Origin of the sequence: Pseudoxanthomonas broegbernensis (assembly GCF_014202435.1) — a bacterium.
GTDB classification, from domain to species: Bacteria; Pseudomonadota; Gammaproteobacteria; order Xanthomonadales; family Xanthomonadaceae; genus Pseudoxanthomonas; species Pseudoxanthomonas broegbernensis.
Window position 1 is genome coordinate 312,578 of record NZ_JACHGU010000004.1, and the last position, 25,699, is coordinate 338,276.

Annotated in this window: 25 protein-coding genes; 11 read left to right on the top strand and 14 right to left on the bottom strand. The window is 73.7% G+C overall.

The window, feature by feature from the left end; genetic code table 11:
- Positions 1-7: 7 nt before the first annotated feature.
- Genes HNR76_RS10460 through HNR76_RS10470 form a run of 3 tightly spaced genes read right to left on the bottom strand, consistent with a single transcriptional unit; the run spans position 8 to position 4,169 of the window.
- Positions 8-2,128 (bottom strand): ATP-binding protein, encoded by a 2,121-nt coding sequence (locus HNR76_RS10460; RefSeq protein ID WP_162310489.1) that lies wholly within the window; start codon positions 2,126-2,128, stop codon positions 8-10.
- A gap of 44 nt (positions 2,129-2,172) precedes the next feature.
- Positions 2,173-3,435 carry a helix-turn-helix domain-containing protein gene (locus HNR76_RS10465; RefSeq protein ID WP_162310488.1) on the bottom strand — a complete coding sequence of 421 codons (1,263 nt, stop codon included), beginning with the start codon at positions 3,433-3,435 and terminating at the stop codon, positions 2,173-2,175.
- 14 nt (positions 3,436-3,449) lie between these two features.
- The gene (locus tag HNR76_RS10470; RefSeq protein WP_162310487.1) at positions 3,450-4,169 is read right to left on the bottom strand and encodes a hypothetical protein; all 720 of its coding nucleotides are present in this window, start codon (positions 4,167-4,169) and stop codon (positions 3,450-3,452) included.
- A gap of 345 nt (positions 4,170-4,514) precedes the next feature.
- Here HNR76_RS10470 and HNR76_RS10475 point away from each other — a divergent pair, with 345 nt between their 5' ends.
- From HNR76_RS10475 to HNR76_RS10495, 5 genes are all read left to right on the top strand, one after another.
- Positions 4,515-6,746, top strand: coding sequence for an NADP-dependent isocitrate dehydrogenase (locus HNR76_RS10475; protein ID WP_162310486.1), 2,232 nt, complete (start codon positions 4,515-4,517; stop codon positions 6,744-6,746).
- A gap of 116 nt (positions 6,747-6,862) precedes the next feature.
- Complete coding sequence (locus HNR76_RS10480) at positions 6,863-7,210, top strand: gamma-glutamylcyclotransferase family protein (protein ID WP_162310485.1); 348 nt, start codon at positions 6,863-6,865, stop codon at positions 7,208-7,210.
- Between the two features lie 199 nt (positions 7,211-7,409).
- Positions 7,410-8,273: a class I SAM-dependent methyltransferase gene (locus HNR76_RS10485; RefSeq protein ID WP_162310484.1), complete on the top strand. Its 864-nt coding sequence runs from the start codon at positions 7,410-7,412 to the stop codon at positions 8,271-8,273.
- Between the two features lie 244 nt (positions 8,274-8,517).
- Positions 8,518-8,817, top strand: a complete 300-nt coding sequence (locus tag HNR76_RS10490; protein WP_162310483.1) for a putative quinol monooxygenase — start codon at positions 8,518-8,520, stop codon at positions 8,815-8,817.
- A 21-nt stretch (positions 8,818-8,838) separates the two neighbouring features.
- Positions 8,839-9,417, top strand: coding sequence for a pseudouridine synthase (locus HNR76_RS10495; RefSeq protein WP_162310482.1), 579 nt, complete (start codon positions 8,839-8,841; stop codon positions 9,415-9,417).
- A gap of 183 nt (positions 9,418-9,600) precedes the next feature.
- Here HNR76_RS10495 and HNR76_RS10500 read toward each other — a convergent pair whose 3' ends face one another.
- Both HNR76_RS10500 and hrpB read right to left on the bottom strand, forming a co-directional pair.
- Positions 9,601-9,993 carry a hypothetical protein gene (locus tag HNR76_RS10500; RefSeq protein WP_162310481.1) on the bottom strand — a complete coding sequence of 131 codons (393 nt, stop codon included), beginning with the start codon at positions 9,991-9,993 and terminating at the stop codon, positions 9,601-9,603.
- A gap of 170 nt (positions 9,994-10,163) precedes the next feature.
- Positions 10,164-12,671 carry an ATP-dependent helicase HrpB gene (gene hrpB, locus HNR76_RS10505; protein ID WP_162310480.1) on the bottom strand — a complete coding sequence of 836 codons (2,508 nt, stop codon included), beginning with the start codon at positions 12,669-12,671 and terminating at the stop codon, positions 10,164-10,166.
- A 171-nt stretch (positions 12,672-12,842) separates the two neighbouring features.
- Here hrpB and HNR76_RS10510 point away from each other — a divergent pair, with 171 nt between their 5' ends.
- The gene (locus HNR76_RS10510) at positions 12,843-13,637 is read left to right on the top strand and encodes a TatD family hydrolase (RefSeq protein WP_162310479.1); all 795 of its coding nucleotides are present in this window, start codon (positions 12,843-12,845) and stop codon (positions 13,635-13,637) included.
- Positions 13,638-13,659: 22 nt separating this feature from the next.
- On the opposite strand, the gene HNR76_RS10515 is transcribed toward HNR76_RS10510, so the two are convergent.
- The 5 genes from HNR76_RS10515 to HNR76_RS10535 all read right to left on the bottom strand — a co-directional run bounded on the left by HNR76_RS10515 (position 13,660) and on the right by HNR76_RS10535 (position 19,113).
- The gene (locus HNR76_RS10515; protein ID WP_162310478.1) at positions 13,660-14,448 is read right to left on the bottom strand and encodes a lysozyme inhibitor LprI family protein; all 789 of its coding nucleotides are present in this window, start codon (positions 14,446-14,448) and stop codon (positions 13,660-13,662) included.
- Between the two features lie 31 nt (positions 14,449-14,479).
- Positions 14,480-15,001: a copper resistance protein NlpE gene (locus tag HNR76_RS10520; RefSeq protein ID WP_162310477.1), complete on the bottom strand. Its 522-nt coding sequence runs from the start codon at positions 14,999-15,001 to the stop codon at positions 14,480-14,482.
- A gap of 113 nt (positions 15,002-15,114) precedes the next feature.
- On the bottom strand, positions 15,115-17,946 hold the full coding sequence (locus HNR76_RS10525; protein WP_183982229.1) for a serine/threonine-protein kinase: 2,832 nt from the start codon (positions 17,944-17,946) through the stop codon (positions 15,115-15,117).
- Between the two features lie 7 nt (positions 17,947-17,953).
- Positions 17,954-18,493, bottom strand: a complete 540-nt coding sequence (locus HNR76_RS10530) for an ECF-type sigma factor (protein ID WP_246429098.1) — start codon at positions 18,491-18,493, stop codon at positions 17,954-17,956.
- Between the two features lie 89 nt (positions 18,494-18,582).
- Positions 18,583-19,113 carry a hypothetical protein gene (locus tag HNR76_RS10535; RefSeq protein WP_162310474.1) on the bottom strand — a complete coding sequence of 177 codons (531 nt, stop codon included), beginning with the start codon at positions 19,111-19,113 and terminating at the stop codon, positions 18,583-18,585.
- A gap of 139 nt (positions 19,114-19,252) precedes the next feature.
- Here HNR76_RS10535 and HNR76_RS10540 point away from each other — a divergent pair, with 139 nt between their 5' ends.
- Positions 19,253-20,260 (top strand): hypothetical protein, encoded by a 1,008-nt coding sequence (locus tag HNR76_RS10540; protein WP_162310473.1) that lies wholly within the window; start codon positions 19,253-19,255, stop codon positions 20,258-20,260.
- Between the two features lie 133 nt (positions 20,261-20,393).
- Here the strand turns inward: HNR76_RS10540 and HNR76_RS10545 are convergent, their stop codons facing one another.
- The 4 genes from HNR76_RS10545 to HNR76_RS10560 form a co-directional block, all read right to left on the bottom strand.
- Positions 20,394-20,624 (bottom strand): hypothetical protein, encoded by a 231-nt coding sequence (locus tag HNR76_RS10545; RefSeq protein WP_162310472.1) that lies wholly within the window; start codon positions 20,622-20,624, stop codon positions 20,394-20,396.
- Between the two features lie 271 nt (positions 20,625-20,895).
- Complete coding sequence (gene panE / locus HNR76_RS10550) at positions 20,896-21,849, bottom strand: 2-dehydropantoate 2-reductase (protein ID WP_162310471.1); 954 nt, start codon at positions 21,847-21,849, stop codon at positions 20,896-20,898.
- Positions 21,846-22,658, bottom strand: coding sequence for an ABC transporter permease (locus tag HNR76_RS10555; protein ID WP_162310470.1), 813 nt, complete (start codon positions 22,656-22,658; stop codon positions 21,846-21,848). Before HNR76_RS10555 ends, panE begins: the two co-directional genes overlap by 4 nt.
- Positions 22,655-23,605, bottom strand: a complete 951-nt coding sequence (locus HNR76_RS10560) for an ABC transporter ATP-binding protein (protein WP_162310469.1) — start codon at positions 23,603-23,605, stop codon at positions 22,655-22,657. The genes HNR76_RS10555 and HNR76_RS10560 overlap by 4 nt, the downstream gene beginning before the upstream one ends.
- Before the next feature lie 138 nt (positions 23,606-23,743).
- On the opposite strand from HNR76_RS10560, the gene HNR76_RS10565 reads away from it, so the two are divergent.
- From HNR76_RS10565 to HNR76_RS10580, 4 genes are all read left to right on the top strand, one after another.
- Positions 23,744-24,475, top strand: a complete 732-nt coding sequence (locus HNR76_RS10565) for an FAD-binding oxidoreductase (protein WP_246429099.1) — start codon at positions 23,744-23,746, stop codon at positions 24,473-24,475.
- Positions 24,476-24,674: 199 nt separating this feature from the next.
- Entirely contained in the window at positions 24,675-24,866 is a 192-nt protein-coding gene (locus HNR76_RS10570; RefSeq protein ID WP_162310467.1) for a hypothetical protein, read from the top strand.
- A complete protein-coding gene (locus tag HNR76_RS10575) occupies positions 24,863-25,444 on the top strand; it encodes a hypothetical protein (protein WP_162310466.1) in 582 nt (193 codons plus the stop codon). Before HNR76_RS10570 ends, HNR76_RS10575 begins: the two co-directional genes overlap by 4 nt.
- Positions 25,445-25,454: 10 nt before the next feature.
- The gene (locus HNR76_RS10580; RefSeq protein WP_162310465.1) at positions 25,455-25,652 is read left to right on the top strand and encodes a helix-turn-helix transcriptional regulator; all 198 of its coding nucleotides are present in this window, start codon (positions 25,455-25,457) and stop codon (positions 25,650-25,652) included.
- Positions 25,653-25,699 lie beyond the last annotated feature (47 nt).

Consider the following 25,699-nt stretch of genomic DNA (forward strand, 5'->3'; position numbering starts at 1 on the left):
ATCTTCATCACGCCGTGGCGGCGCGCAGCTCGCGTTCGAGGAACAGGTCCAGCTCGGACGGGTCGAACTGGCGCTCGAACAGCGGCACGGCGAAGCGGTAGCGGTCGCCGTCCTGGCGCAGCACCCAGGCCAGGCGCAGGCGCGCCAGCGACTGGCGCAGGGATTCGATGTCCACCCGGACGCCGTGCGCATCCAGCAGGGCGACCAGGTCGGCCAGGCGCTGCGCGCCGGTCCGGGCGATGCGGTAGACGACGATCCGGTCCAGGCGCGAGGCCGCGTCGTCCTGGGTCAATCGCGCCCAGCCGGCCAGCGCGTCCTGCGCGGCCTGGGAGGCCAGCGCCGCCTGCACGTGCTCGCGGCGGATGCGAGTGCTGCCCGGCGGCAGCGCCTGCAGGCATTCCTGGCAGAGGATGGCGACGAGGTTGGCGCGCTCGCCGCTGGCCTCGACCAGCGCGTCGACCAGCGCCGGGGCCTGGAACGCGATGCCCAGCCGTTCCAGCGGCTGGGTCGCCAGCGCGCGGCAGGCCGCGGTCTCGAGCCCGCCGATGGCGATGACCTCGCCGAAGTTGCGCAGCGGCGACTGGTAGTCCTGGGTCGCGGCCTGGTAGACGTCCCAGAAGCCGGCCAGCATGAAATGCCCGCGGCCTTCCTCGCTGAACGCACGCAGGCGCGCCAGCCCGGGATATCCGTGCGCGGCCTCGTGGCGCAGGAACGGGTCGGCCTCGTCGATCAGCAACAGCGGCGTCCGACCCTGGGCCTGCGCGGACAGCGCGGACAGCGCGGCGTCCAGGTCGGTGTCCGGACCCAGCCCGGCCTCGCTGGCCACGCGCGGCGCCAGGCGGTGGTCGCGCAGGGCCAGGTACAGGCAGCGCACGCGCGGGTGCGCCTGGAAGCGGCGCTGGATGGCCTTCATCAGGCTGGTCTTGCCGAGCTGGCGGCCGCCGACGAGCACGTGGTTGCCCGGCTCCCGGTTCACCACCTGCGCCAGCAGGTGGGCCCGGCCGAAGAACGAGGACGGCCGCGACACGCCGCCGCGTGTCTGGTACGGCGAAATGCGGGTGACCTGCAGTTGCCGCGCCATCGCCCGCACCAGCGCATCGACCGGCTCGGCCGCCAGCAGCCAGCGCGTCTGCGCGCGCCGGTCCAGCGCGACCAGCAGGTTGGCCGGATCGCGGCAGGCGGCGAAGAGCGGGCGGTCGGCGGCGGGCGACGGGCTCAGCACCAGCAGCACGTCCTGGCCGGTCCGCAGCTCGCGCAGGGCGCGCACCAGCTCCGCCGGCGGACAGGACGGGTCGGGCACGTACAGCAGGCAGCGGGCGAGGTTGACCGGCAGGTCCTCGGGCAGGCTCCACTCGAACACCTCGCCGGGCAGGGTCCAGTCGGTGTTGCGCCGCGAACGGGCGCCGACCGCCAGCGCCAGGATCGCGGCCTTCTGGGTCGGCGAGGCGCGGTCGAAGCCCAGCGCCTGCCGCCAGGCATCGGCATCGACGCCGGCGCCGCGCAGCAGGGCGCCGCGCTGGCGCAGCCAGCCCAGCGCGCGGTCCAGCGCGTGCAGGTCGTCGAGCGGCACCTCCAGCAGGCGCGATGGATCGCGCTGCAGCGGCGCCAGCATCGGGTTGCGGTGGAACAGCCAGGCCACCGCGGCGATCGCGCCCAGCAGCAGCGCCGACAGCAGCGCCAGCAGCCATTGCGTGGCGCCCCAGCCGGGGGGCGCCTGGCAGCCCTCGGGAATCCAGCGCCGGGGCAGCACGCTGCCGCGGCCGTCGCACTCCCAGAGCAGCGTGTCCGGATCGTAGCGGTAGCGCACCACCTCGCCGTGCAGGCCCGCGCGGTCGGGCCCGCGCGCCGGCAGCACCACCACCAGCACCCAGGGCCGGGCGGTGTCGAAGGCCAGCACGCTGTGCTCCGGCAGCGTCTCGCCCGGGGGCAGCAGGGTCGCCGGCCATTCGCCTTCGACGGCGACCCGCTCGGCCAGCAGCGCCCTGGCGTAGGCGATCTCGCCCCAGCCCCGGCTCATCACCGGGACCAGTTCGCGGTCCTGCCGGAACAGCACGGCCAGCAGCGGGTTCCAGCGCGCCGGGATCGCCGCGCCGACCAGCAGCAGGGTCGCCAGCGCCAGCAGCGCCATGCGCGGCCAGCGTCGGGGGCGCCGCTCCCGCTCCGGATGCGATCTCACGCGTCCACCAGCACGTGGCGCGCGGCCGCGCGCACGGCCTCGCAGCGCCACGCCAGCCAGCGGCCGTCGGCGGCGTCCCGCGGCGCGAGCAGGTTCGCCCAGTACAGGCGGCGCAGCATCGGATCGATCAGGTAGGGCCGGGCGCGGCCCAGGCGCGGTGCCTCCAGCAGGCCGGACAGGCGCGCGCGGTCCTCGGCAGGTACGGCCAGCGGCAGCAGCGCCTGCCACAGCAGCGGGTGTTCGGCCAGGCGCGCGGTCGCGGCGGCATCGTCGATCCCCGGCGCGGCGCGCAACAGGCGATGGGCGGCATCCAGCAGCGCGGGATGGCCGCCGCTCAGGCGCAGCAGCCGGGGCGCGTCGACGTCGGCCGGCGCGGCGCCGCCATCGTGGCGCAGCAGCGCGCGCAGCGAGGCCTCGTCCATCTCCGGCCAGACCTGCACGTCGGCGATGTTGAGCAGCGACAGGTCGCCGCCCTGGTACTTCAGGTCGGCCAGCGCCTCGCCGCCGCACAGCAGCAGATGCAGGCGGCCGCTGTGGGTTTCGCTGAGGCTGCGCAGCACGCCGGCCAGGGTTTCGCGCAGGGCGCGGTCGCCCTGTTCGAAGCGGCTGACCAGGCAGAACACGCGCTCGCCGGCAGCCAGGCGGCGGCGCAAGGCCGTTTCGAAGGCGTGGTCGGAGTCGATCCCGTCCAGCCCGCATTGCGCGCCGATGGCGTGGAAGTACGCGGCCGGGTCGATCGCCAGGCTGTACGGCGGCTGCAGGTGCAGCACCGAGGCGGCGCCGAAGCGGCGGCCCGCCTCGGCGATGAAGGCCTCGCGGAACGGCGGCTGGCCCCAGTGGGCCTGGCTGAGCAGCATGAGGATCGGATACGGCATCAGCCGGTCCATGCGCTCGAACGCGTCGCGCACGGTCGCCGCGAACGGGCCTTCGGCGACCGACTGCTGCACCGGGTATTCCGGCTCGAACCCGGCGGCCTCCAGCAACGCGTCGGTCTCGGCCTCGGTCAGGCGCAGGTAGCTCGCACAGGCCACCATCCGGTCGCGGTGCCTGGCGCTGGGCATGGCGTCGCCGTTGCGCCAGTTGTTGACCGACTCGCGGCTCATGCCGATCTCGGCGGCCACCGCGCCGGCACTGGCCCGGATGCGGCGCATGTGGGCGGACAGCATCTGCGAGAAGCGCGGGTCGGGCATACCGGCGTGGGCGGCGAGGCGGCCGCCCACGCTAGCGTCCACGCCGGTGATGTCAACCCGGTCGGGCATCGCGCCTGCACCGGTCAGAACAGGACGCGCAGGGCCAGCAGCCAGACCGCGCCCAGGGCCGCGTACTTCAGCCCCAGCACGATCGGGCTCGGCAACGCGTACGGCGTGGCCTGGAGGATGTGCAGGCGCTGGGGGTCGCGCAGGCGGCTGTAGAGCACCACCGCGGCCAGCACCACCAGGAAGCCGCCGATCACGCTGACGCCGGTCGGGCCGAGCAGGTCGAGCAGGCCGGCGAGCAGCTTCTTGCTGCCCTGGCGGCGGCCTTCGTACTCCATATCGCCGGCGGCGCGCACCGCGATCGCGGCGGCGCGCAGGAGCAGCGTGCCCAGGCCGAACACCGTCAGCGCCAGCAGCGACCCGAACGCCGCGCGCCAGCGGCTGAAGTGCGCCTGGTAGGCGCCGAACTGGCCGGCCAGGCGCTCGCGCAGGTGCTCGTAGACGCGCTCGCGCAGGCCGGGGGTGCCGATGTACACCGACACCACCTCGTCGTCCTTGCCGTCGCGGTGGTGGAACTCGATGTCGGTCTCGTGCTCGTTGTACTGCACGCGCGTCATCGCCCGGAAGCCGACGTGCTTGGCGCCCTTGCCGAACACCGCGGCCGGCGAGCGGCCGGACCCCATCGCCTCGACCGCCTGCGCGGCGGCCTCGGGCGTCATCCTGTCGGCGTACACGGCCTCGTCGGTGACGACGATCAGTTGGGTGCGGCCATCCTGCTGGTCAATCCAGTGCTGCATGCGGTTTCCCCGGTCTTGCGGGCGCATCGCCCGTGGCCGCCAGTCTCGGGCGGGGCGGCCGGATACAGAATCGGGAAAGCGTCAGCCGCGCGGCCGCGCGGTTGACGATCCGTCAGGTACGACAGCGGCCAGGGCCGTTTTGGCCACTCGCCGGCGGCGGCATGGACGCCTGCGCACGCGCGCCCGTCGCTCCCCCGGCCCGAACCATACCGGGGGGGCACGCATCCCCCGGCAAAACACGCGACAATATGGGGGTTTCGCCGCCGGACCGCTGCCCGCTCCCTGCCAGCACGCCGCGCCGGCTGCGCCCGTCTCCGCCGTTACGAAAGAGAGCCCCCGCAGACCATGTCGAACTCGCCCAAGATCATCTACACCCTCACCGACGAAGCGCCGTTCCTGGCGACCCAGTCGCTGCTGCCCATCGTCCAGGCCTTCGCCGGCACCGCCGGGATCGCCGTGGAGACCCGCGACATCTCGCTGGCCGGCCGCATCCTGGCGCAGTTCCCGGACTACCTGGGCGAGGGACAGAAGATCGGCGACCACCTGGCCGAGCTGGGCGCACTGGCGACCCGCCCGGAAGCCAACATCATCAAGCTGCCCAACATCTCCGCCTCGGTGCCGCAACTCAAGGCCGCGATCAAGGAGCTGCAGGCCCAGGGCTACCCGCTGCCGGACTACCCGGACGCGCCGAAGGACGAGAAGGAAAAGGACATCCAGGCCCGCTACGACCGGACCAAGGGCAGCGCGGTCAACCCGGTGCTGCGCGAGGGCAACTCCGACCGCCGCGCGCCGGCCTCGGTGAAGAACTACGCGCGCAAGCACCCGCACCGCATAGGCCCGTGGAGCAAGGACTCCAAGTCGCACGTGGCGCACATGGACGCCGGCGACTTCTACGCCAGCGAGCAATCGGCCACCCTCGACAAGGCCGGCAGCCTGAAGATCGAACTGCTCGGCGCCGACGGCAAGACCGTGGTGCTGAAGGAGAAGACCGCGGTCCAGGCCGGCGAGATCGTCGACGCGGCGACCCTGAGCCGCAAGGCGCTGGCCGCGTTCGTCGACGCGCAGATCGACGATGCCAGGGCGCAGGGCGTGCTGTTCTCGCTGCACCTGAAGGCGACCATGATGAAGGTCTCCGACCCGATCATGTTCGGCGTGGCGGTCTCGCGGTTCTACCACGACGCGCTGGCCAGGCACGCCGACGCGCTGGCCTCGGTGGGCTTCTCCCCGGACAACGGCATCGGCGACCTGTACGCGCGCATCGGCTCGCTGCCGGAAGCGCAGCAGGCCGCGATCAAGGCCGACATCGAGGCCGTGTACGCGCAGCGCCCGGCGGTGGCGATGGTCAACTCGGACAAGGGCATCACCAACCTGCACGTGCCCAGCGACGTGATCGTCGACGCCTCGATGCCGGCGATGATCCGCGACTCGGGCCGGATGTGGAACGCGCAAGGCAAGCTGCAGGACGCCAAGGCGCTGATCCCGGACCGCTGCTACGCCGGCGTGTACCAGGCGGTGATCGAGGACTGCAAGGCCAACGGCGCGTTCGACCCGACCACCATGGGCAGCGTGCCCAACGTCGGCCTGATGGCGCAGAAGGCCGAGGAGTACGGTAGCCACGACAAGACCTTCCGCATCCCGGCCGACGGCACCGTGCGCGTCACCGACGACGCCGGCAAGGTGGTGTTCGAGCACGCCGTCGAGGCCGGCGACATCTGGCGCATGTGCCAGGCCAAGGACGCGCCGATCCAGGACTGGGTCAAGCTGGCCGTTTCCCGCGCCCGTTTGAGCAATACGCCGGCCGTGTTCTGGCTGGACAGCGCGCGCGCGCACGACCGCCAGGTGATCGCCAAGGTCGAGACCTACCTCAAGGACCACGACACCGCCGGCCTGGACATCCGCATCCTGGCGCCGGTGGCCGCGACCCGGTTCTCGCTGGAGCGCATCCGCCAGGGCAAGGACACCATCTCGGTGACCGGCAACGTGCTGCGCGACTACCTGACCGACCTGTTCCCGATCCTGGAGCTGGGCACCAGCGCCAAGATGCTCTCGGTGGTGCCGCTGATGGCCGGCGGCGGCCTGTTCGAGACCGGTGCCGGCGGCAGCGCGCCCAAGCACGTGCAGCAGTTCGTGGAAGAGGGCTACCTGCGCTGGGATTCGCTGGGCGAGTTCCTGGCCCTGGCCGCCTCGCTCGAGCACCTGGCCGAGCGCACCGGCAACAAGGCCGCCGGCGTGCTGGCCGCGGCGCTGGACCAGGCCAACGGCCTGGTGCTGGACAACGACCGTTCGCCCGCGCGCAAGGTCGGCGGGCTGGACAACCGCGGCAGCCACTTCTACCTGGCCCTGTACTGGGCGCAGGCCCTGGCCGCGCAGGACCAGGACGCGGGCCTGAAGGCGAAGTTCGCGCCGCTGGCCAAGGCGCTGGGCGAAGGCGAGGCGGCGATCCTGGCCGAGCTGGTCGGTGCCCAGGGCCGGCCGGTGGAGATCGGCGGCTACTACCATCCGGACCTGGCCAAGGCCGGCCCGGCGATGCGTCCGTCGGCCACGCTCAACGCGGCGCTGGCCACGCTCGGGGGCTGAGCGCGCGTCGACACGATGCGCCGACCTGCGAAGCCCGGCCACGTGCCGGGCTTCGCGTTTCCGGACGGCCAGGGGCACCACGCCCCCGCCCGTCCGCATCCCTCCGGATCCTTCCCATGGACGACACCCGCGACATCCTGCTGTTCTCCTACGGCACCCTGCAGTCGGAAAGCGTGCAACTGGCCTCGTTCGGGCGCCGCCTCGAAGGCACCGCGGACGCGATCCGCGGCTACGCCAAGGCCATGCTCGAGATCACCGACCCGGAGGTGCTGGCCAGCAGCGGCGAGCGCTTCCATCCGATCGTCAGCGCCAGCGGCGACCCGGACGACGAAGTCGCCGGCACCGTGTTTCGGATCAGCGCCGCCGAGCTGGAAGCGGCCGACCGCTACGAGGTCGCCGATTACCGGCGCGAACGGGCGCGGCTGGCTTCCGGCGGCCAGGCCTGGGTGTACGTGCGGCGCTGAGCGCCCCGCCCCCGGTGCGCGCGCGGCCCCGCCGGGCCCGCGGCACGTCGGTGGGGGCCCGTGACGGGTTCCCCGGTGTCCGATCGTCCAGCGGCGCGGGCCGGTCGCTGCCGGCGTTCACGCCCGCACGCGCCTGCAGCAGGCGATGGCACAGGTGCATGCTAGGCTCGCCGGCTTCCGCCACTGCTGGAGCACCGCCATGACCCGCACGTCACTTTCCCGCGCCTGCCTGCTGGCCATTTCCCTCGCCCTGGCGGCGCCGCTGGCCCAGGCGGCCGAACCTGCGGACAGTGCGGCCCTGCCTGCGCCCGACGCGGCCCTGCAGGCGTCGATCGACGGCGGTTGGAGGGCTCCGGCCAATACCGCCCGCGACCGGTACCGGCATCCGGGCCAGACCCTGGCGTTCTTCGGCATCGGCCCCGGACAGACGGTGGTCGAGATCACCCCCGGTGGCGGCTGGTATGCGGAGATCCTCGCGCCCTACCTGCAGGCCAAGGGCCGGTACGTGGCCGCGGTGGTCGACCCGGCGGCGGTGGCCGAAGGTGGCGGCCGCGACTACCAGCAGCGCTCGCGCGATGGGCTGGAGAAGAAGTTCGCCGACGCGCCGGCACAGTTCGGCAAGGCCGCGGTCGTCGGCTACGACCCCGCCGCCCCGGTGCTCGGGCCGGCCGGCTCGGCCGACCTGGTGCTGACCTTCCGCAACGTGCACAACTGGCGCGGCGCCGGCCAGGCCGAGGGCATGTTCGAGGGCTTCTACCGGGTGCTCAAGCCCGGCGGCGTGCTGGGCGTGGTCGAGCATCGGGCCAGGGCCGACGTGCCGGCCGACGACAAGAGCGGCTACGTCGGCCAGGCCCAGGTGATCGCGCTGGCGCAGGCGGCCGGCTTCGAGCTGGCCGGCAGCAGCGAGGTCAACGCCAACCCGCGCGACACCAAGGACCACCCCAACGGCGTGTGGACCCTGCCGCCATCGAACAACCATCCCGAGTCCGAGCGCGCGAAGTACCAGGCCATCGGCGAGAGCGACCGCATGACCCTGCGCTTCGTGAAGCCCGCCGGGAAATGACGCGGACGGCGACGATGGCCGGGCCACGCGCGGAACCCGGCGCTCCGGGCCGCCGCGGCGGCGGGCGCGCCGCGAAGCCCCGCGCCCGCGCCCACTTCCGGCCGGCAGTCTCGCTCGTCATCGCCGCCCTCGCCCTGCGCGCCGGCTGAGGGAACGGATGGATCGGCGCGGTTTCATCGCCAGCCTGATCGCCGGCGCGGCGCTGCCGGCGCTGCCCGGCCACGGCTTCGGAGGAGCACCCCGCATGCATGGACTGATCGGAAAGATGCGCGCCCAGCCGGGCCAGCGCGCGGCCCTGGCCGCGATCCTGCTGGAAGGCACCGCGGCCATGCCCGGCTGCCTGTCCTACATCGTGGCCGAGGATGCGGCCGACGCCGACGTCCTGTGGATCACCGAGGTCTGGGACGGCACCGCCAGCCACGAGGCCTCGCTGGCGCTGCCGGCCGTGCGCGAGGCGATCGCCAAGGGGCGGCCGCTGATCGCCGGCTTCGAATCGCAGGTGCGCACCCGGCCGCTCGGCGGGCAGGGCCTGCCGGCGGCCTGAGCCCACGCTCGCCACGCCCCCATGGTGGTCGCGTTCAACAAGCCCCACGGCGTGCTGTGCCAGTTCACCGACCGCTCGGTCCCCGCGCGTCCCACCCTGGCCGGCTTCGGCCTGCCGCCCGGCGTGTATCCGGCCGGCCGCCTGGACCACGACAGCGAGGGCCTGTTGCTGCTCACCGACGACGGCGCCCTCGCCCATCGCCTCACCGACCCGCGGCACAAGCAGGCCAAGACCTACTGGGTGCAGGTGGAAGGCGATCCGCGACCGGAGCAGTTGCAGGCGCTGCGCGACGGCGTCGCGCTCAACGACGGGCCGACCCGGCCGGCGCGGGCGCGCCGCCTCGATCCGGCGCCGGCGCTGTGGCCGCGCGATCCGCCGGTGCGCTACCGCAAGCGCGTGCCCGATGCCTGGCTGGAACTGGTCATCGCCGAGGGCCGCAACCGCCAGGTGCGGCGCATGACCGCCGCGGTGGGACTGCCGACCTTGCGGCTGGTACGGGTGGGGATGGGCCGGCACCGCCTGGATGCCATGGGCGAGGGCGACCGCTGGCTGGCGCCCGGCCATTGGCGCAGGCTGGACGTCCCGGCCGGTCCGGCCTGATCTCCCGGCGGTTCCCGGCGCCCATCGGCCGCGCGGGCGCCTTCGTTGCGGGAATCGCGGATAGCCGGCGACTGGCTCGAAGCTCATGCATGCGGCACGGCGGTCGCCCGGCTGTACCGGTCCTGCAAAACCAAGCCCTGCAAGCGCGGTCCGCCGTGCAGGGAACCCCACCGAACCGATCAGTCAGGCCGGCGGTGCGACGCGGCTGCGCGCACGGGCCGGACGGGCCCGGGTGGCGCTGGCGGTGCCGTTTTCGCGGCGTGAGTCGATCCGGCGCGACTGGCCTTCCAGCGGTGCGTATTGCCGCTGCTCGCGGCGCTTGCGGTACAGCATGTAGGCCAGGACCCCTGCACCGACGACCGCCGCCGCCGCGGCCACCGCCACCGGGTTGCGGCGCGCCACCTTGCCGGCGGCCTTGGCCCCGGCGCGGGCCGCGCCCAGCGCGGCACCGGTCTTGATCCACTGTTCGGCACCGTGGCCGGCGTGGCGCAGGCTCGAACCGGCATGGCGCAGCCCGGCTCCGGCCTGCCCGGCCAGTTCCATGGCGCGGTCGGTGATGATGGTCAGCTTGCTCATGCGTGTCCCCGTGGAGGAGGTGGGAAAGGCCGACAGTGTCGTCGACCTCGTGTCGACGATACGTCAGCGCCGGCCCCGCGCAAGCCATACGCCGGCGCGGCGATGGCGGCGATTCATGCAGGCGCCGCACCGAACCGGCCGGCGGCGGCGGCCGCCACGGCAGGGGCCGATCACGTCCCGCGCGGCTTCGCGCGATGGGTGGCGGTCGCGCTCCAGGGGTCGTCGGGCCATGGGTGCTTCGGGTACCGCCCCTTCATCTCCTTGCGCACTTCCGGGTAGGTCCGGTCCCAGAAGCTGCGCAGGTCGGCCGTGACCTGCAGCGGCTTGCCGCCCGGCGACAGCAGGTGCAGCAGCAGCGGCACCCGGCCGTCGGCGATGCGCGGGGTGTCGGCCAGGCCGAACAGCTCCTGCAGCTTGACCGCCAGCACCGGCGGCCGCGGCAGACCCTGGGGGTCCAGCGCGTAGTCGACGCGCCGCTCCATGCCCGAGGGCACGGCGATGCGCGCCGGCGCCAGGCGGTCGAGCCGCTGGCGCGCGTCCCACTCCAGCAGCGACTTCAGCGCCTGGCCCAGCGCGTCTTCCGCCAGCGCGTCCAGCCGGGTCTTGCCGGCGAAGGCCGGGCGCAGCCAATCGTCCAGCGTGGCCAGCAGCGCGGCGTCGGTCACCTCGGGCAGGCCCAGTTCCGGCATCCACGCACGCAGCGACGCCACCCGCGCCTGCCACTGGCGCAGGCCCTCGCTCCAGGGCAGCGCCTCCAGGCCCAGTTCGCGCACCGCCTCGGTCAGGGCATCGGCGGCCTGGGCCGGATCGACCCGCCCGGCCGGCCGGCTGTCGAGCACGATGCGGTCGAAGCGTGTCTGGCGGCGCGCCACCAGCGCGCGCTTGTCCGCATCCCACACCGCGCCCTCGTGCTCGGCGAAGCGATCGGCGAAGTCGGCGCGCAGCCGCGCCTCGTCCAGCGGCGCGGCGCGCAGCAGCAGGGCGTCGCCGCGCGGCGGCTGGCGCAGTTCGCTGGCGACCAGCCAGGGTTCGCCGCGCAGCGCGCTGTCCTCGAACAGGCGGGCGGCGCGGCCGTTGGCGAGTTGGTAGCGCAGCGGATCGGCAGGGTGGCGGGCCGCGATCCGGTCGGGGAAGGCGTGGGCGAGCAGGTCGCCCAGCGCGTGCGCCTCCACCTGCGCCGGCGGCCCGGCCTCGCAGCGCAGGCGGCCGCGCCACTGTCTTGCCGCCGCGTCGATGGCGGCCAGCGCGGGGCGGCTGGCATCGGCCGGCATGCGCCCGCCGCGGAACGCCGCCAGCGCGCGCCAGCGTTCGGCCAGGGCGTCGCTGCGGCTGCGCAGCGGGTCGCGGGCCTCGACCAGCGCGGCCACGTCCGCGGCCAGCGCCTGCTCGCGCGGGTCGCGCGCGGCCAGCAGCATCGCCGCCAGGCGCGGATGGGTGCCCAGCGCGAGCATGCGCCGGCCCCGCGCGGTCACGCCACCGGCGTCGGACAGCGCGCCCAGCCGCTGCAGCAGTTCGCGCGCGGCGGCCAGCGCACCGGGCGGCGGCGGATCGACGAAGCGCAGGGCGTCGCTGCCCCACGCCGCCAGTTCCAGCGCCAGCCCGGCCAGTTCGACCTGGCCGATCTCCGCGCGGCGCTGCGCCTCCAGCCGCTGCGATTCGGGCCACAGCCGCCAGGCCCAGCCCTCGGCGACGCGGCCGGCGCGGCCGGCGCGCTGGTCGGCCGAGGCCTGGGAGATGGCCACCGCGTCCAGCCGCGAGAAGCCGCTGCTGGGATCGAAGCGCGGCTCGCGCGCCAGGCCGCTGTCGATCACCACGCGCACGCCGGGCAGGGTGACCGAGGATTCGGCCACGTTGGTCGCCAGCACCACCCGGCGGCGGCCGTCGGGCGCGGGCTGGAGCACGCGCGACTGCTGCTCCACCGGCAGATCCCCATGCAGCGCCAGCACCTCCACGCCCGCCGGCAGCGCCGCCGCATCCAGCGCCGCGCCCAGCCGCGCGATCTCGCGCTGGCCGGGCAGGAACACCAGCACGTCGCCGGGGTGGCGGGCCAGCGCCTGTTCCACCGCGCGCCGCGCCTGCGCTTCCAGCGACTCGTCGCGGCGCGCGGGAAAATGCGCCACCTCCACCGGGTGGGCGCGGCCCTGGCTGGACAGCCGCGGCGCATCCAGGAACCGCGCCAGCCGCTCGCCGTCGAGCGTGGCCGACATCGCCACCAGACGCAGGTCCTCGCGCAACTGCGCCTGCACGTCCAGGGCCAGGGCCAGGCCCAGGTCGGCCGCCAGGTGGCGCTCGTGGAACTCGTCGAACAGCAGCGCGCCGACGCCCTCCAGCAGCGGGTCGTCCTGGATCATGCGGGTGAGGATGCCCTCGGTGACCACCTCGATCCGGGTCCGCGCCGATACCTTGTTCTCGAAGCGGATGCGGTAGCCGACCGTGGCGCCGGCCTCCTCGCCGCGCTGGCGGGCCATGAACGTGGCGGCGCTGCGCGCGGCGACCCGGCGCGGTTCCAGCATCACGATCTTCCTGCCTTCCAGCCAGGGCGCATCGAGCAGGGCCAGCGGCACCTGGGTGGTCTTGCCGGCACCGGGCGGCGCTTCCAGCACCAGGCGCGGATGGGCGGCCAGGCTCTCGCCGATCGCGGGCAGCAACGGGGTTATCGGAAAGGCGGGGGATTCCATCCGTGAAGGATAAGGCGCCGCCCCTCGCAGGCGCCGGCCGTGCCGGCGACCGCGATGCCCGCGGACCGGCGCGCCGGTCCGCGGGTCGGAGAGCTGTCCTGGTTCCATCGTGGCGGTCGCCGGCACGACCGGCTCCTACAATAGGCATTCCCGAACCCTCTGCGGCAGCGCATGCACCTGATCGACATCGGCGCCAACCTCACCCACGACAGCTTCGACCACGACCGCGACGCGGTGCTGGCGCGCGCGCGCCAGGCCGGCGTGGCGCAGATGGTGGTGACCGGCGCCAGCCGCGAGCACTCGCCGCTGGCGCTGCGGTTGGCGCAGGCGCACCCGGGCATGCTCTATGCCACCGCCGGCGTGCACCCGCACCACGCCACCGAGTACACCGACGAGTGCGACGCGCAGATGCGCGCCCTGCAGGCGCACCCGGAGGTGGTGGCGGTGGGCGAATGCGGGCTGGACTACTTCCGCGACTTCTCCCCGCGCCCGGCGCAGCGCAAGGCCTTCGAGCGCCAGTTGCAGATCGGCGCCGATACCGGCAAGCCGCTGTTCCTGCACCAGCGCGACGCGCACGAGGACTTCGTCGCGGTGATGAAGAACTTCGACGGCCAGCTCGGCCCGGCGGTCGTGCACTGCTTCACCGGCACCCGCGAGGAGCTGTTCGACTGCCTGGACCGGGACTGGTACATCGGCATCACCGGCTGGCTGTGCGACGAGCGCCGCGGCGCGCACCTGCGCGAGCTGGTCAGGCACATCCCCGCCGACCGGCTGATGGTGGAGACCGACGCGCCCTACCTGCTGCCGCGCACGCTCAGGCCGATGCCCAAGGACCGCCGCAACGAGCCGGCCTTCCTGCCGCACATCGTCGAGGAGGTGGCCCGCGACCGCGGCGAGGACGCGGCGCTGACCGCGGCCAACGCCACGGCGGCCACGCGCGGCTTCTTCCGCCTGCCGCAGGCGTGAACCCTTCGTCCGTGCCGATGCTTCATCGCGGCGCGGCCGCATAGACGAACGCGCAGCGGCGGGGGTCCAGGGCCGGAGGTGCGGCGTCGGCATGGACGGCCCAGCCCTTGACCCGGACGATGCCGTCGCCGCCACCGCCGGCAATAGCGGCGATGGCCGCGCGTGCCCTGTCGTCCAGCAGATACGTGCCGAAGCTGCCGACGACGCCCGGCGAACGCACCGGGCCATCGCCGAACCGCGCACGGATCGCGTCGGCATCGCCCTGCATGGCCGCCAGCTCGCCATGGGTACGCGGGTCGAACCGCGCATCCACCAGCAGGTAGCCACCCTCGTCCTCCACCGGGGTTCCTTCCATGAGCACTTCCTCCAGGTCTTCCCCGGGGTCGCGGCCGGCCGCCGCCGGGACGACCGCCAGCAAGCGCGCGCCGGCCACGTCCGGGTAGCCCTCCAGGCGGCGATCGACGGCCGCGCCCGGCAACAGGCCCTCCAGCGCATCCAGCCGCAGCAGGTAGGCCCGTTCCAGGCAGGCGGCGGAACCGCAGGCGTTGCGTTGAGTCGCAAGCCAGGTGCGCTGTTCGGCGGCCAGGCAACTGCGCTGGCCCAGCGGCAACGACTGCCCGGCGGCGGCGTAGTAGCGGCCGAGGACGGCGTCGAGCACCGACAGGCGCGGCGTGGCGCAGACCATGCGTTCCACCTGCGTCCTCGCCCGGGCGCAATCGAACGAGGGCCCGGCATCCGGCCCGGCCTGCCCCTGCCCGGACAGCAGCAGCAATCCGGCCAGCGCCATGCCCAGGGGGGTCGTCCGCTTCATTCGCTTCTCCTGGGTGGCCGGCATCATCGGTTCACTGCCGGCGATAGCGCTGCACGATCGGGTCGGACACGCCGGGAATCCGCATCCGCGTCTCCAAGGTGCCGGTGCCGCAGGCGTACTGGTAGGCGGTCGGCCGGGCAGCCTTGCTGGGCAGCCTGTGGCCGCGCGTGCCTGCCTTGCCGGCGGACACGTCCACCGTGCCGTCGAGGCGGGAAGCGGACGGCACGAGGGTGAGCCTGTCGCCGCTGGCGCTCCAGCCGCCCTGGGCGGAGAAGCTGCCGCCGCTGCGCGCGGCCACCTGCGCCGCCCGGCCCTCCATCCGCATCCGCGCCTGCGCGCTGTAGCTGCCGTCGGCGTTCAAGCGCAGCGTGGCGACCTCCTGCTGGACCAGCACCTTCATGCCCGGCGACTGGCGCTGGACCCATTCGGCCGCCCCGTTGCCCTCCGGGCTCCAGGTGCCCACCAGGCAGGCGTCGACGGCCATCGCCGGGATCGTCGCGGCCATGCCCGCGGCGAAAAGCAGCGCCGTGGCGGCCGATGGATTGCGCTTCATTCCTGATCCTCCCGGATGGCGGATGCGGGCGTGGATCGCGCCGCTGCTGGAGGTAGACGGAAAAAGGACGGGGCGACTGCCAGGCCGGGGCCGACGCGCGGGGCCCGCAACCGCTAACGCGCGGGGCCGGTCGCCGCCGCGCCCGCCACGGCCACGGCGTCTTCCGTGGTGCGCAGGACCAGGCCGATCTGCTGCCGGGCGTCGGCCGGGGTGGCGGCCTGGGCCATGGCGGCCAGGGCCTCGTCGCGCAGGGCGGCGCAGGGCAGCCGGCGCGGAGCGCTGCAGGCGATCCGCGCCAGCGGTACCAGCATGGTCGTGCGCAGCGGATTGCGCGCCGGGAAGCCCGCCTCCAGCCGTGCGCGCGCATCCAGCGCCTGGTTCCAGCCCCGGTCGGGCGGGACTTGCCCGGTGCGGACCAGGACGTCCAGTTCGTACAGGTGGATCAGCGCGGCCACCGGGGCGTCCTGTTCGCGATATATGGCGCGCGCGCGCGCGAACAGCGGCAGCGCCTCGGCATCGCGGCCCAGCGCGACCAGGATCCGGCCCAGGTTGCTGTAGCGCGGCGCCAGCAGCGGCGAGTCCTCGCCGAACGCGGCACGGATGCCTTCCAGGGCGGCCCGGCCGAGCGGCTCGGCTTCCGCGGCGCGGCCCATCTCGCGCAGCACGTCGGCGCGGTTGCCGTTGCACACGTGCACCCCGGCGTGGTCCGGGCCGGCCTGGGTGGCATAGGCCGCGGCGCACTCGGCCAGGCGCGCCAGCGCGCCCTCGAAGTCGCCGGCCTTGAACAGGAACACGCCGAAGTTGCCCAGGTAGGCGGCGACCTCGGGATGGGCGCCGCCGCGCGCGTCCGCCAGCTCCGCCAGTTGCGCCTCGTGCAGGGCGCGTGCGCGCGAGAACTCGCCGAGCGCGGTCAGCGCCTCGGCCAGGGCGCCCCGGGTGCCGGCCAGCTCCGGGGTGGCGGTGTCGTAGATCTCCCGCTGGGTGGCCAGCACGGGCTCCAGCAGCGCCGCGGCCCGCGCGGCATCGCCCAGGCGCAGCACGGCACGGGCGTGGCGGGTACGCGCGTGCAGGGTGCGCGCATGCCCGGCGCCGTGGCGCGCGGTGCGCAACTCGACCAGCTCGGCGTACAGCGGCTCGGCCTCGCGTACGTGGCCCTGGCGGTCGTACAGCGCCGCGGCGGCGAACAGCACCTGGTTGCAGACCTCGAACGGCTGCTGCCCGCGGGCCCGGCACCAGGCCAGCGTGCGCTGGCTGCCGGCCCGCGCGCGCTCGATCCGGTCCAGGCTGCCGTCGAGCACCTGCTGCAGCACCAGCGCGCGCATGTGCCCGTCGGAATCCGGCGCCCGGCGCTCGTATATCGCCAGCGCCCGCTCGGCCAGCACGGCCGGGTCGTCCGGGCCGCGTTCGGACCACAGCGCGTGGCCGCGCACGACCAGCGCCTGCGCGTACTCCACGCTGTCGGCGCCATGCAGGCGCTCGCGCAGTTCCGCCGCCTCGGCGGCCAGCCGTTCGGACTGGCGGTGGTCGCCGGCCGCCTCGGCGATCTCGGCCAGGGCCAGCAGCACGGTGGCCAGCACTCCCGGGCGGCGGGCCAGGTCGTTGCGCGCGTGCCCGGCCGCGGAGGTGATCAGGCGGCCGCGGTCCATCGCCCGCGCCTCGGCGGTGGAGGGCGCCAGTTCCTGCAGCAGCGATTCCAGGTAGCGCAGTTGCAGGCGCGCTTCCTCGGCCGCCCGTTCGGCGCGCTGCGCCTGCCACAGCACGCCCAGGCCGCCGGCCAGCAGCGAGGCGGACAGGAGCGCGGCCACCGCCAGCGGCCAGCGGTTGCGCTGCACGAAGCGGCGCAGGCGGTAGCCGGCGCGCGGCGCCAGCGCCTGCACCGGGCGCCGGGCGCGGTAGCGGCGCAGGTCGGCGACGAAGGACTCCACGCTCGTATAGCGGCGGGCCGGTTCCTGCGCCAGCGCACGCAGCAGGACCGCGTCCAGGTCGCCGCGCAGGCGCGCGGCGAAGCCGCGTTCGGGCGAACCGCGCGGCATCCGCGACGCCCGCGCCGACGCACGCTCCGGCTCCTGCCCGGCGGCGCGGCCTTGTGCGTTCGGCGGGCTGCCGGCCAGCAGCCGGTAGGTGAGCGCGGCCAGGCCGTAGACGTCGGCGGCGGTGCCGCTGTCCTGTCCGCTGGCCTGCTCGGGCGCGGCGTATTCGGGGGTCAGCGCGCACAACCGGGTATGGGTGGGCGCGCCGGCCGACAGTTCGCGGCCGATGCCGAAATCCAGCAGCCGCACCAGGCCGTCCTCGTCGACCAGGACGTTGGACGGCTTGACGTCCCGGTGCACGACCAGGTTGCGATGCGCATGGGCCAGGGCCTCGCCGACCTGCTCGACCAGGTCCAGGCGCCCGGGCAGGTCCAGGCGCCGCGACTGGCACCATTGGTCGATGCGCTGGCCTTCCACCAGCGCCATCGCCAGCCACGGCGTGCCGTCTTCGCCGACCCCGGCCTCGTACAGCGGGACGATGTAGGGATGCCGCAGGCGGGCCAGCACCGACTGCTCGCGCAGGAAGCGCTCGTGCCCGCCCCGGGCCAGCGCGCCCAGGCTGAGGATCTTCACCGCCGCCTGCTGCCCCAGCGGCGGCGCCGCCGAGGTCGCCTTCCAGACCACGGCCATGCCGCCTTCGCCAAGCCAGTGCTCCAGCGTCCAGCGGCCGAGACGGCGCCCCCGCAGCGACGGCGGCGGGGCGTCCTCCATGCCCAGGTCCGGCGGCGGCGAAAGCGGACGGTCAAGCGGCCCCTCGCGCTGGCTGCCGGCCAGCAGCGCGCGCACCCGCGCGGTGACTTCCGGGTCGTGGCTCAGGGTCCGCAGGTGCGATTCGCGCGCGTCCGCGGGCAGGTCCAGCAGGGTGTCGAGGATGGCATCGGCGGCCTGCCACGCCTGGCGCTCGCGCGGGTCCATGCGTGCCTCACCGCAGGCGCGCGTGGAGGAAGGCGCGTGCGCGCTGCCACTGCCGGTAGACGGTGCGCTCGGAGGTGCCCAGCAGCGCCGCGACCTCGGCGAATTCCAGGCCGCCGAAGTAGTGCAGCTCGACGATGTCGCGCTGCTGCGGGGCGATCTCGCCCAGCACCTCCAGGCCGTCGTGCAGGTCGAGCACGTCCGGTGCGGGCGCCTGCGCCAGCGACTCGGTCAGGGTCACCTCCAGCAGGTCGCCGCCGCGCTTGCCGGCCGCCTTGCGCCGCGCATGGTCGACCAGGATCCAGCGCATCGCCTTGGCCGCGGTGGTGAAGAAATGGCGGCGGTCGCTGGCGCTGAGCGGTTCGCCAGTGGTCGCGCGCAGGTACAGCTCGTGCACCAGCACGGTGGGGGTGAGCGTGCGCTCGCCCGCGCGCAGGCGCGCGGCGGCGATCTGGCGCAACTGCGGGTAGAGCCGCTCGAACACCTCCGCCAGGTGCGCCGGTTCTCCCGCGCTCACCCGCTCCAGCAGTTGCGTGATCTCGTTGCCCATCAGCGACCACATCCTGCCCGGACCGGTACAAGGGCCAGAGGGTAGCCGGAATCCCCCGCCACCGTGGCCGGCGGCGCAGGCCGGGGCGTTCATCGCGCGGCGGCCCCGCGCAGGTGGAAGGTCGCCATCGCCGGCTGGCCGGCCTTGCCCGAGGCGGCCACCAGCACGGTGACTTCGCGGCCGTCCTTGCGGTAGGCGGCCATGCCCGAGCCGCTGGCCGCCAGCGAGTTGCGCACGGTGCTCCAGCCCAGTCCATGCATGGCGCGCTCGATCTCGCCATGCAGCGCGGCGCCGGGCCGGGCCACGGCGGCCGCCAGCACGTGGCTGCCCTCGTTCCGGGCGACCTGGTGGATGGCGGCGTCCTCGGGCAGGTACACGTCCTGCGGCCACCAGTCCGGACGCGGCAGGCCGCCCCTGGCCAGGCCCACCTCCATCGTTTGCCCGCCATCCTCCACGACCAGGCGCTCCTGCCCGGCCTCCAGCTTCACCTGGCCCTCGCTGGCGGCGGCGACCGCGGCCGCGGCGGCTTTCCCGGCGGCCCTTTCGGCCAGTTCGTCCGGTGCGGGGGCCGAACAGGCGGCCAGGCACAGCAGCACGCAGGAAACGGCGATCCGGTACATGGCGGCGCTCTCCGGCCCCGGGAAGCGGGGCGTTCGGTTGCGGCGTCCGCAGATTGCCGGCGGCAACTGCCAGCCGCCCCTGGCAGCCGGCGGGCCCGGTTTGCGGATGCCGGGGTGTCGATTCCTTCCGGAGCCCGCCATGACCGTCCTGCCGTCGCGCCCGTTCGTCCTGTCCGCCGTCGTGCTGCTGTGCCTGGCCGTACCGCCGGCCGCCTCGCAGGTCCGCGTGGTACCGCCCGAACGGATGAAGGCACAGCCCGTCGTCGCCCGGGCGGCGCAGGCGCCGGCGTCGCACCATGCCCGCATCGACGGCCTGCGCGACAGCGGCCCGGCCGCCCTCGACCGCCCGCTGCCCGGCGGCTGGGCCCTGGCGGGATTCGACCTGCGCTTCGGCAATGGCGACCACAAGCTGCGCCGGATCGGCGTGCTGGGCGAGGAGCGCTTCGTGCGCTTCGCGCTGGCCGACGGCAACGGCGACGATCCGTTCAACGCCAGCGCGCGGCTGAGCGCGCTGCCCGGCGTGCGCGTGCAGCAGGTCAGCGCCGACGGCGGCGGCAAGTTCGAGATCCGCCTGCCCGGGCGCGCACCGGCCGACTCGACCCTGGTGCTGTCCGGCTTCCAGTTCCAGCGTGCCGACGGCACCGACGCGAACCTGCGCAACATCGGCGTGTGGCTGGACCCGCAGCGCAACCGCGTGCGGGTGTCGCTGATGGACGACCAGGGCCTGGATTTCCGCGGCCTGGAGGCCAGCCTCGGGGCCATGGCCGCCAGCGCGGCGATCCCGCTGCCCGGCTTGCTGGAGACCGGCAGCGTGGTCGCCGGCACCGGCGCCGCGGTGAAGGGCATCGGCCGGATGTCCGGCAAGTACCGCGGCTACCGGGTGACCGTGCAGTACGCCTGGATCCCCAACGCGACTGTCGCGCAGAAGGGCGCGCTGGCCGGCACCCAGGCGCGCCGCGGCGGCGCGCCGTCCAGCCGCATCGATGCGCTGCAGGGCTTCGAGTTCACCTTCAACAACAGCGACCACCATCTGCTCGGCCTGGGCGTGAACGGCCGCGGCAACGGCGAGGCGTTCTTCCAGGACAACAACACCGACGACCCGATGCAGTGGAGCGCCACCTACCTCACCCTGCGCGGGCCGCGCTGAGCCGCGGTGCCGCGGCCGGTGCTGCCAGCGCCGTGTCGCGGCCTGCGTGCGGGCCGGAGGCGATCGGCGCTGGCCCACCCGGGCATCGCCGGGGCGGTCGCCGGCGGTCCTGGCGGCGTTCGACGCGCGGCCCCTACCGTCGGTTCGCCGCCGGCAGCGGGCCTTCGGCCACCAGGATGAGGGCGGCGGCGTTGCGCATCTGCAGCACCACCCAGACCACGCTGTCGGCGCGACGGATGGCGTAGGTGTCCACGTCCTTGCCGTACCAGCAGGCGTCCTCCAGGCCGTGGAACTCCCGGCGGAAGTCGTCCAGCGCCTTCTTGTTGGCCTGGTAGGTGTCGCGGCCGTAGCTGCGCTCGCTCACCCGCACGCCGCCGTCCCTCGACCTGCTCGCGCAGGTGCTTTGTCCAGCTCGAACTTGGAGAAGGTCTTGCCCTTGGCGTTGTCGATGCGGTCGTCGAAGACCCTGCCCTCCACCCACAGCAGCTCGCCGCCCGTCCATACCGGAACCCGTGCCAGGTCCTTGGTGCGCCGTTCCAGCTTCTGGGCGACGCCGCACGACCCGCCCGGTTTGAGCCTGGCGGCGGCGGTACGGCAGCAACGATGCCGGCGACTACGCCGCCAGCCCGTGCCGCTCAGCCTTCGCTGCGGCCGGCTTCGTAGACCTGCAGGTGCGACCAGGCCGCTTCCAGCCGCGGCACCGCCAGGCCGGCGCGCTGTGCGCGATGGACCATGTCGCCGACGATCTGCAACGCCTCCACCCGCTGCCCGGCGCGCAGGTCGCGCAGCATCGAGGCGGTGACCGGCGAGCCGGCGCGGGTAAGGCCCTTGCGCGCGATGGCGGCCTCGTCGGCGGGCACCGGCTGCCCCTCGGCGGCGGCCACCGACAGGCATTCCTCGTGCAGGGCGGCCATGAAACGGATGCCGCCCTCGCTGGCGACGATGTCGCCTATGCCGGCGCGCATCAGGCAGGTGCCCGCGGCCAGCGTGGCCAGGAAACTGAACTTGATCCACTGCGCGCGGGCGATGTCGGGCGCGTACAGGTGGTCGACCCCGGCGCCGGCGTACGCGGCGGCCAGCGCGGCGAGCACGCCGGTATCGCGGTTGCCTTCGCGCAGGCCGAAGGTGATCGAGGCCGGCTTGCCCAGGTGCAGCACCTCGCCGTCCGCGCCGAGGGCGGCGCCGATGAAGCACAGCCCGCCCAGCACCCGCGCGCGGCCGAAGCGCGCGTCCAGCGCGTCGTAGTGCAGCAGGCCGTTGAGGATGGGCAGCACCACCGTGTCCGGGCCCACCGCGGGCGCGACCGCTTCTATCGCGCTGTCCAGGTCGTAGGCCTTGCAGCTCAGGACCACCAGGTCGAACGGCGGCCGCCCGGCCCGCGCCGGCAAGGCGTCGGCGGTGACGGTGGCCACCTGCAGCTCCGCGTCGCCCAGCGGGCTGCGGATGCGCAATCCCCGCTCGCGCAGCGCCGCCGCCCGCGCCGGACGCACCAGGAAGGCGACGTCGGCGCCGGACTGGGCCAGGCGGCCGCCGAAGTAGCCGCCGGTGCCGCCGGCACCCAGGACCAGGATGCGCGGGCCGGCGCTCAACTGCGCAGCCCCACGCCGCGGCGCAGCAGCCACAGAGCCAGCGCGGACAGGGCGGCGACGAAGCACAGCATCAGCGTGTACGCCACCCACAGCGGCACGTCCGTGCTGCCCAGCAGGCCGTAGCGGAAGGCGTTGACCATGTAGAAGATCGGGTTGGCGTGGGTGGCCGCCTCGGCCCAGGGCGGCAGCAGCTTCACCGAGTAGAACACGCCGCCCAGGTAGGTCAGCGGGGTCAGGATGAAGGTCGGCACGATGGCCACGTCGTCGAACTTCTTGGCATAGACCGCGTTGATGAAGCCGGCCAGGGAGAAGATGGTCGCGCCCAGCAGCACCGTGCTCAGGGTCACCAGCGGATGCGGGATGCGCACCGTGGTGAAGCACATGGCGATCGCCAGCACCATCACCCCGACCATGAGCCCGCGCAGCACCGCGCCGGCGACGTAGCCCCACAGGATCACCCAGTTGGGCATCGGGCTGACCAGCAGTTCCTCGACGTGGCGGCCGAACTTGGCGCCGAAGAACGAGGAGCTGATGTTGCCGTAGCTGTTCTGGATCACGCTCATCATTACCAGGCCGGGGACGATGAACTCCATGTAGCTGTAGCCGCCCATGTCGCCGATGCGCGAGCCGATGAGCCCGCCGAAGATCAGGAAGTACAAGGTCATGGTGATGGCCGGCGGCACCAGGGTCTGCGACCAGATGCGCAGGATGCGGAACACCTCGCGGCGCATGATGGTGACCAGCGCGGTCCAGTGGCGGGCGGCCTTGCCGGCCTGGGCCGGGACCTGGGGGATGGCGTCGTGCTTCATGCGGCCTCCTGGGTGCGTCCGGTCAGGCGCACGAACAGTTCTTCCAGGCGGTTGCTCTTGGTCCGCATCGAGCGCACGCGGATGCCGGCGGCCTCCAGCGCGGCGAACACGCGGTTCAGGTCCATCGCCCGCGGCATGTCCAGGTCCAGGGTGTGGCTGTCGGCCGCCGCCAGGGTGGCGCCCTCGATCGCCGGCAACCGCGCCGGCAGCGTGCCGTCGATGTCGAACAGGAAGCCCTCCACGTCCAGCTTGGCCAGCAGCGCGCGCATCGGGCCCTGCTCGACGATGGTGCCGTGGTCGATGATGGCCAGGTTGCGGCACAGGTTCTCGGCTTCCTCCAGGTAGTGCGTGGTGAGGATGATGGTGGTGCCGGCGGCGTTGATCTCGCGCAGCACCCGCCACATGTCGCGGCGGATCTCGATGTCCACCCCGGCGGTGGGCTCGTCCAGGATCAGCAGCCGCGGGCCGGTCATCATCGCCCGGGCGATCATCAGCCGCCGCTTCATGCCGCCGGACAGGGTGCGGCTCATCATCCGCGCCTTGTCCCACAGGTGCGCGCGGCGCAGCTCGGCCTCGGCCCGCGCTTCGGCCTGCGCGCGCGGGATGCCGTAGAAGCCGGCGTAGTTGACCAGGATGTCGAACGGCTGCTCGAACAGGTTGAAGTTGATCTCCTGCGGTACCAGGCCGATCAGCCGCATCGCATCGCCGCGGCGCGCGGCCAGGTCGATGCCGAACACCTGCACCGCTCCGGCGGTGAGGTTCACCAGCGAGCTGACGATGCCGATCAGGGTCGACTTGCCCGCGCCGTTGGGCCCGAGCAAGGCGAAGAAGTCGCCCGGCGCCACGTCCAGGCTCACGCCCTTGAGCGCCTGCACGCCGTTTTCGTAGGTCTTGCGCAGGTCGCGCACGCGCAGCGCGGGCGCCGCGGTTTCATCGGAGGGAGTCATGGGCCTTCGCGCCGGATACGGCGCCTGCTTGGAGCAGAGGCTATTATAGATGGCCGCCGGCACCGGACCCGGCTACAGACCGTTGCGAAAACCACCATCGTGCCCGTTCCGTTTCCGCTCCGCCTCGTCGAACGCCGCATGCTGGCGCCTTCCATCGGCCACTACGTACTCGCCCGCGACGACGGGCAGCCGCTGGATTTCGTTCCCGGCCAGTTCATCCAGATCCACTTCGACTACGCCGACGGCTCCCCGGCGCGGCGCAGCTATTCGCTGGCCACCGTGCACAACCACGCGCTGGGCCCGGGCGAGGCGGTGGAGATCGCGGTCGGCCACGTGCCCGGCGGCGCGGCCACCGCGCTGTTCGAAGGCATGGGCATCGGCGACCGGATCAGCGCCAGCGGGCCCTACGGCCGCTTCTGCCTGATGCCCGGCGACCGCAACCGCCGCTACCTGCTGGTCGGCACCGGCACCGGCGTGGCCCCGTACCGCTCGATGCTGCCGGTGCTGGCCCAGCAGATCCACGAGCGCGACGTCGACGTGGTGCTGCTGGCCGGCGCGCGCATCCCCGGCGAGCTGCTCTACGGCGATGAGTTCCGCGCCTTCGCCCACGCCCATCCGCGCTTCCGCTACGTGCCGTGCCTGTCGCGCGAGCTGCCCGCGGCCGGCTCGTCGCACGCGCACGCCGACGTGCGCCGCGGCTACGTGCAGCAGCAACTGGCCGAGTTCGCGCCGGACCCGGCCGCCGACATGGCCTACCTGTGCGGCAACCCGGTGATGGTGGACGCCACCATCGAGGCGCTGAAGGGCTACGGGCTGGGCCTGCCGCAGATCCGCCGCGAGAAATACGTGACCGCCACCGCCGGCCACTGACCGGGGGAGGCGCCGCCGGCGCGGCGGGCCGGTCGCCGGGCGTCGACATCCGTGTTCCTGCCCGCCGTGCGCCGCACGCGGCACGCGGCGGCGTTTCCGGTATCCCTGCGCATAGACGGACCGAGGCGGCCAGCGCCCCCGGCATGTAAAGGGCGCTTGACAAGCCGGAGCGGCCAGGATTACGTTCTGTCAAGCTTCCTTGACACAGGGCAACGTCATGCGGATCTGCACGCCTCCCGAGCCTCTGGGCCGGGTCTTCTTGATCCTGGGCACCGTCTTCCTGTCGACCTATGTCGCCGGCGGCGCATCCTCCGGCCTGTCCATGGGCCTGGCGTTCGTCGCCGCCGGGGTGGCGTGGCGGCGGCGGGACTGGAAGGGCCAGCAACGATGAGCCGGTTCTCGCCCTGGCACCTGCTGGCCGCCGCGATCCTGTGCGCGGGCGCCGGCCTGGGGCTGGCGTACCTGCTGCCGGGCCGGGTGCCGGACATGGTCAGCGGCCTGCTGATCGGCATCGGCATCGGCCTGGCGTTCACCGCGCTGCTGCGCTGGCGCCGGCCCGACGACTGCGACATGGCCACGCCGGCCCTGCGCCGGCGCTATTCCCGGGAGATGTTCGTCGCCATGGCCGCGTACGCCGCGGTGCTGGTGCTGTCGGTCTGGCTGCTCAAGCGGATCGAGGCCCCGGCGCTGCGCGCCCCGGTCGCGTTGCTGCCGGTGCCGCCGATCGCGCTGGTGCTGCGCGCCATGGTCCGCTACATCCGCGACGCCGACGAGATGCAGCAGCGGATCCAACTGGAGGCGGTCAGCATCGCCACGGCCTGCGTGTCGCTGGCCTACATGGCCGGCGGATTCCTGCAGGCGGCCCGGGTGATCGACCTGCCCGCCGACGCGGCGATGATCTGGGTGTTCCCGCTGACCTGCCTGGCCTACGGCCTGGCCAAGCTCGCGGTCGTGCGCCGCTACCGGTGAATGCGCCGCCATGAACAACCGCCTGCGCGAATTGCGCCAGACCCAGGGCTGGTCGCAGGGCGAACTGGCCGAACGGCTGGAGGTCTCGCGGCAAACCGTCAACGCCCTGGAAACCGGCAAGTACGATCCTAGCCTGCCGCTGGCGTTCCGCATCGCCCGGCTGTTCGCGTTGCGGATCGAGGACGTGTTCGATCCCGATGCGGGCTGACCGCACACCGCTTCCATTCCGATCCCCATTCCACCGCAAGGGCACGA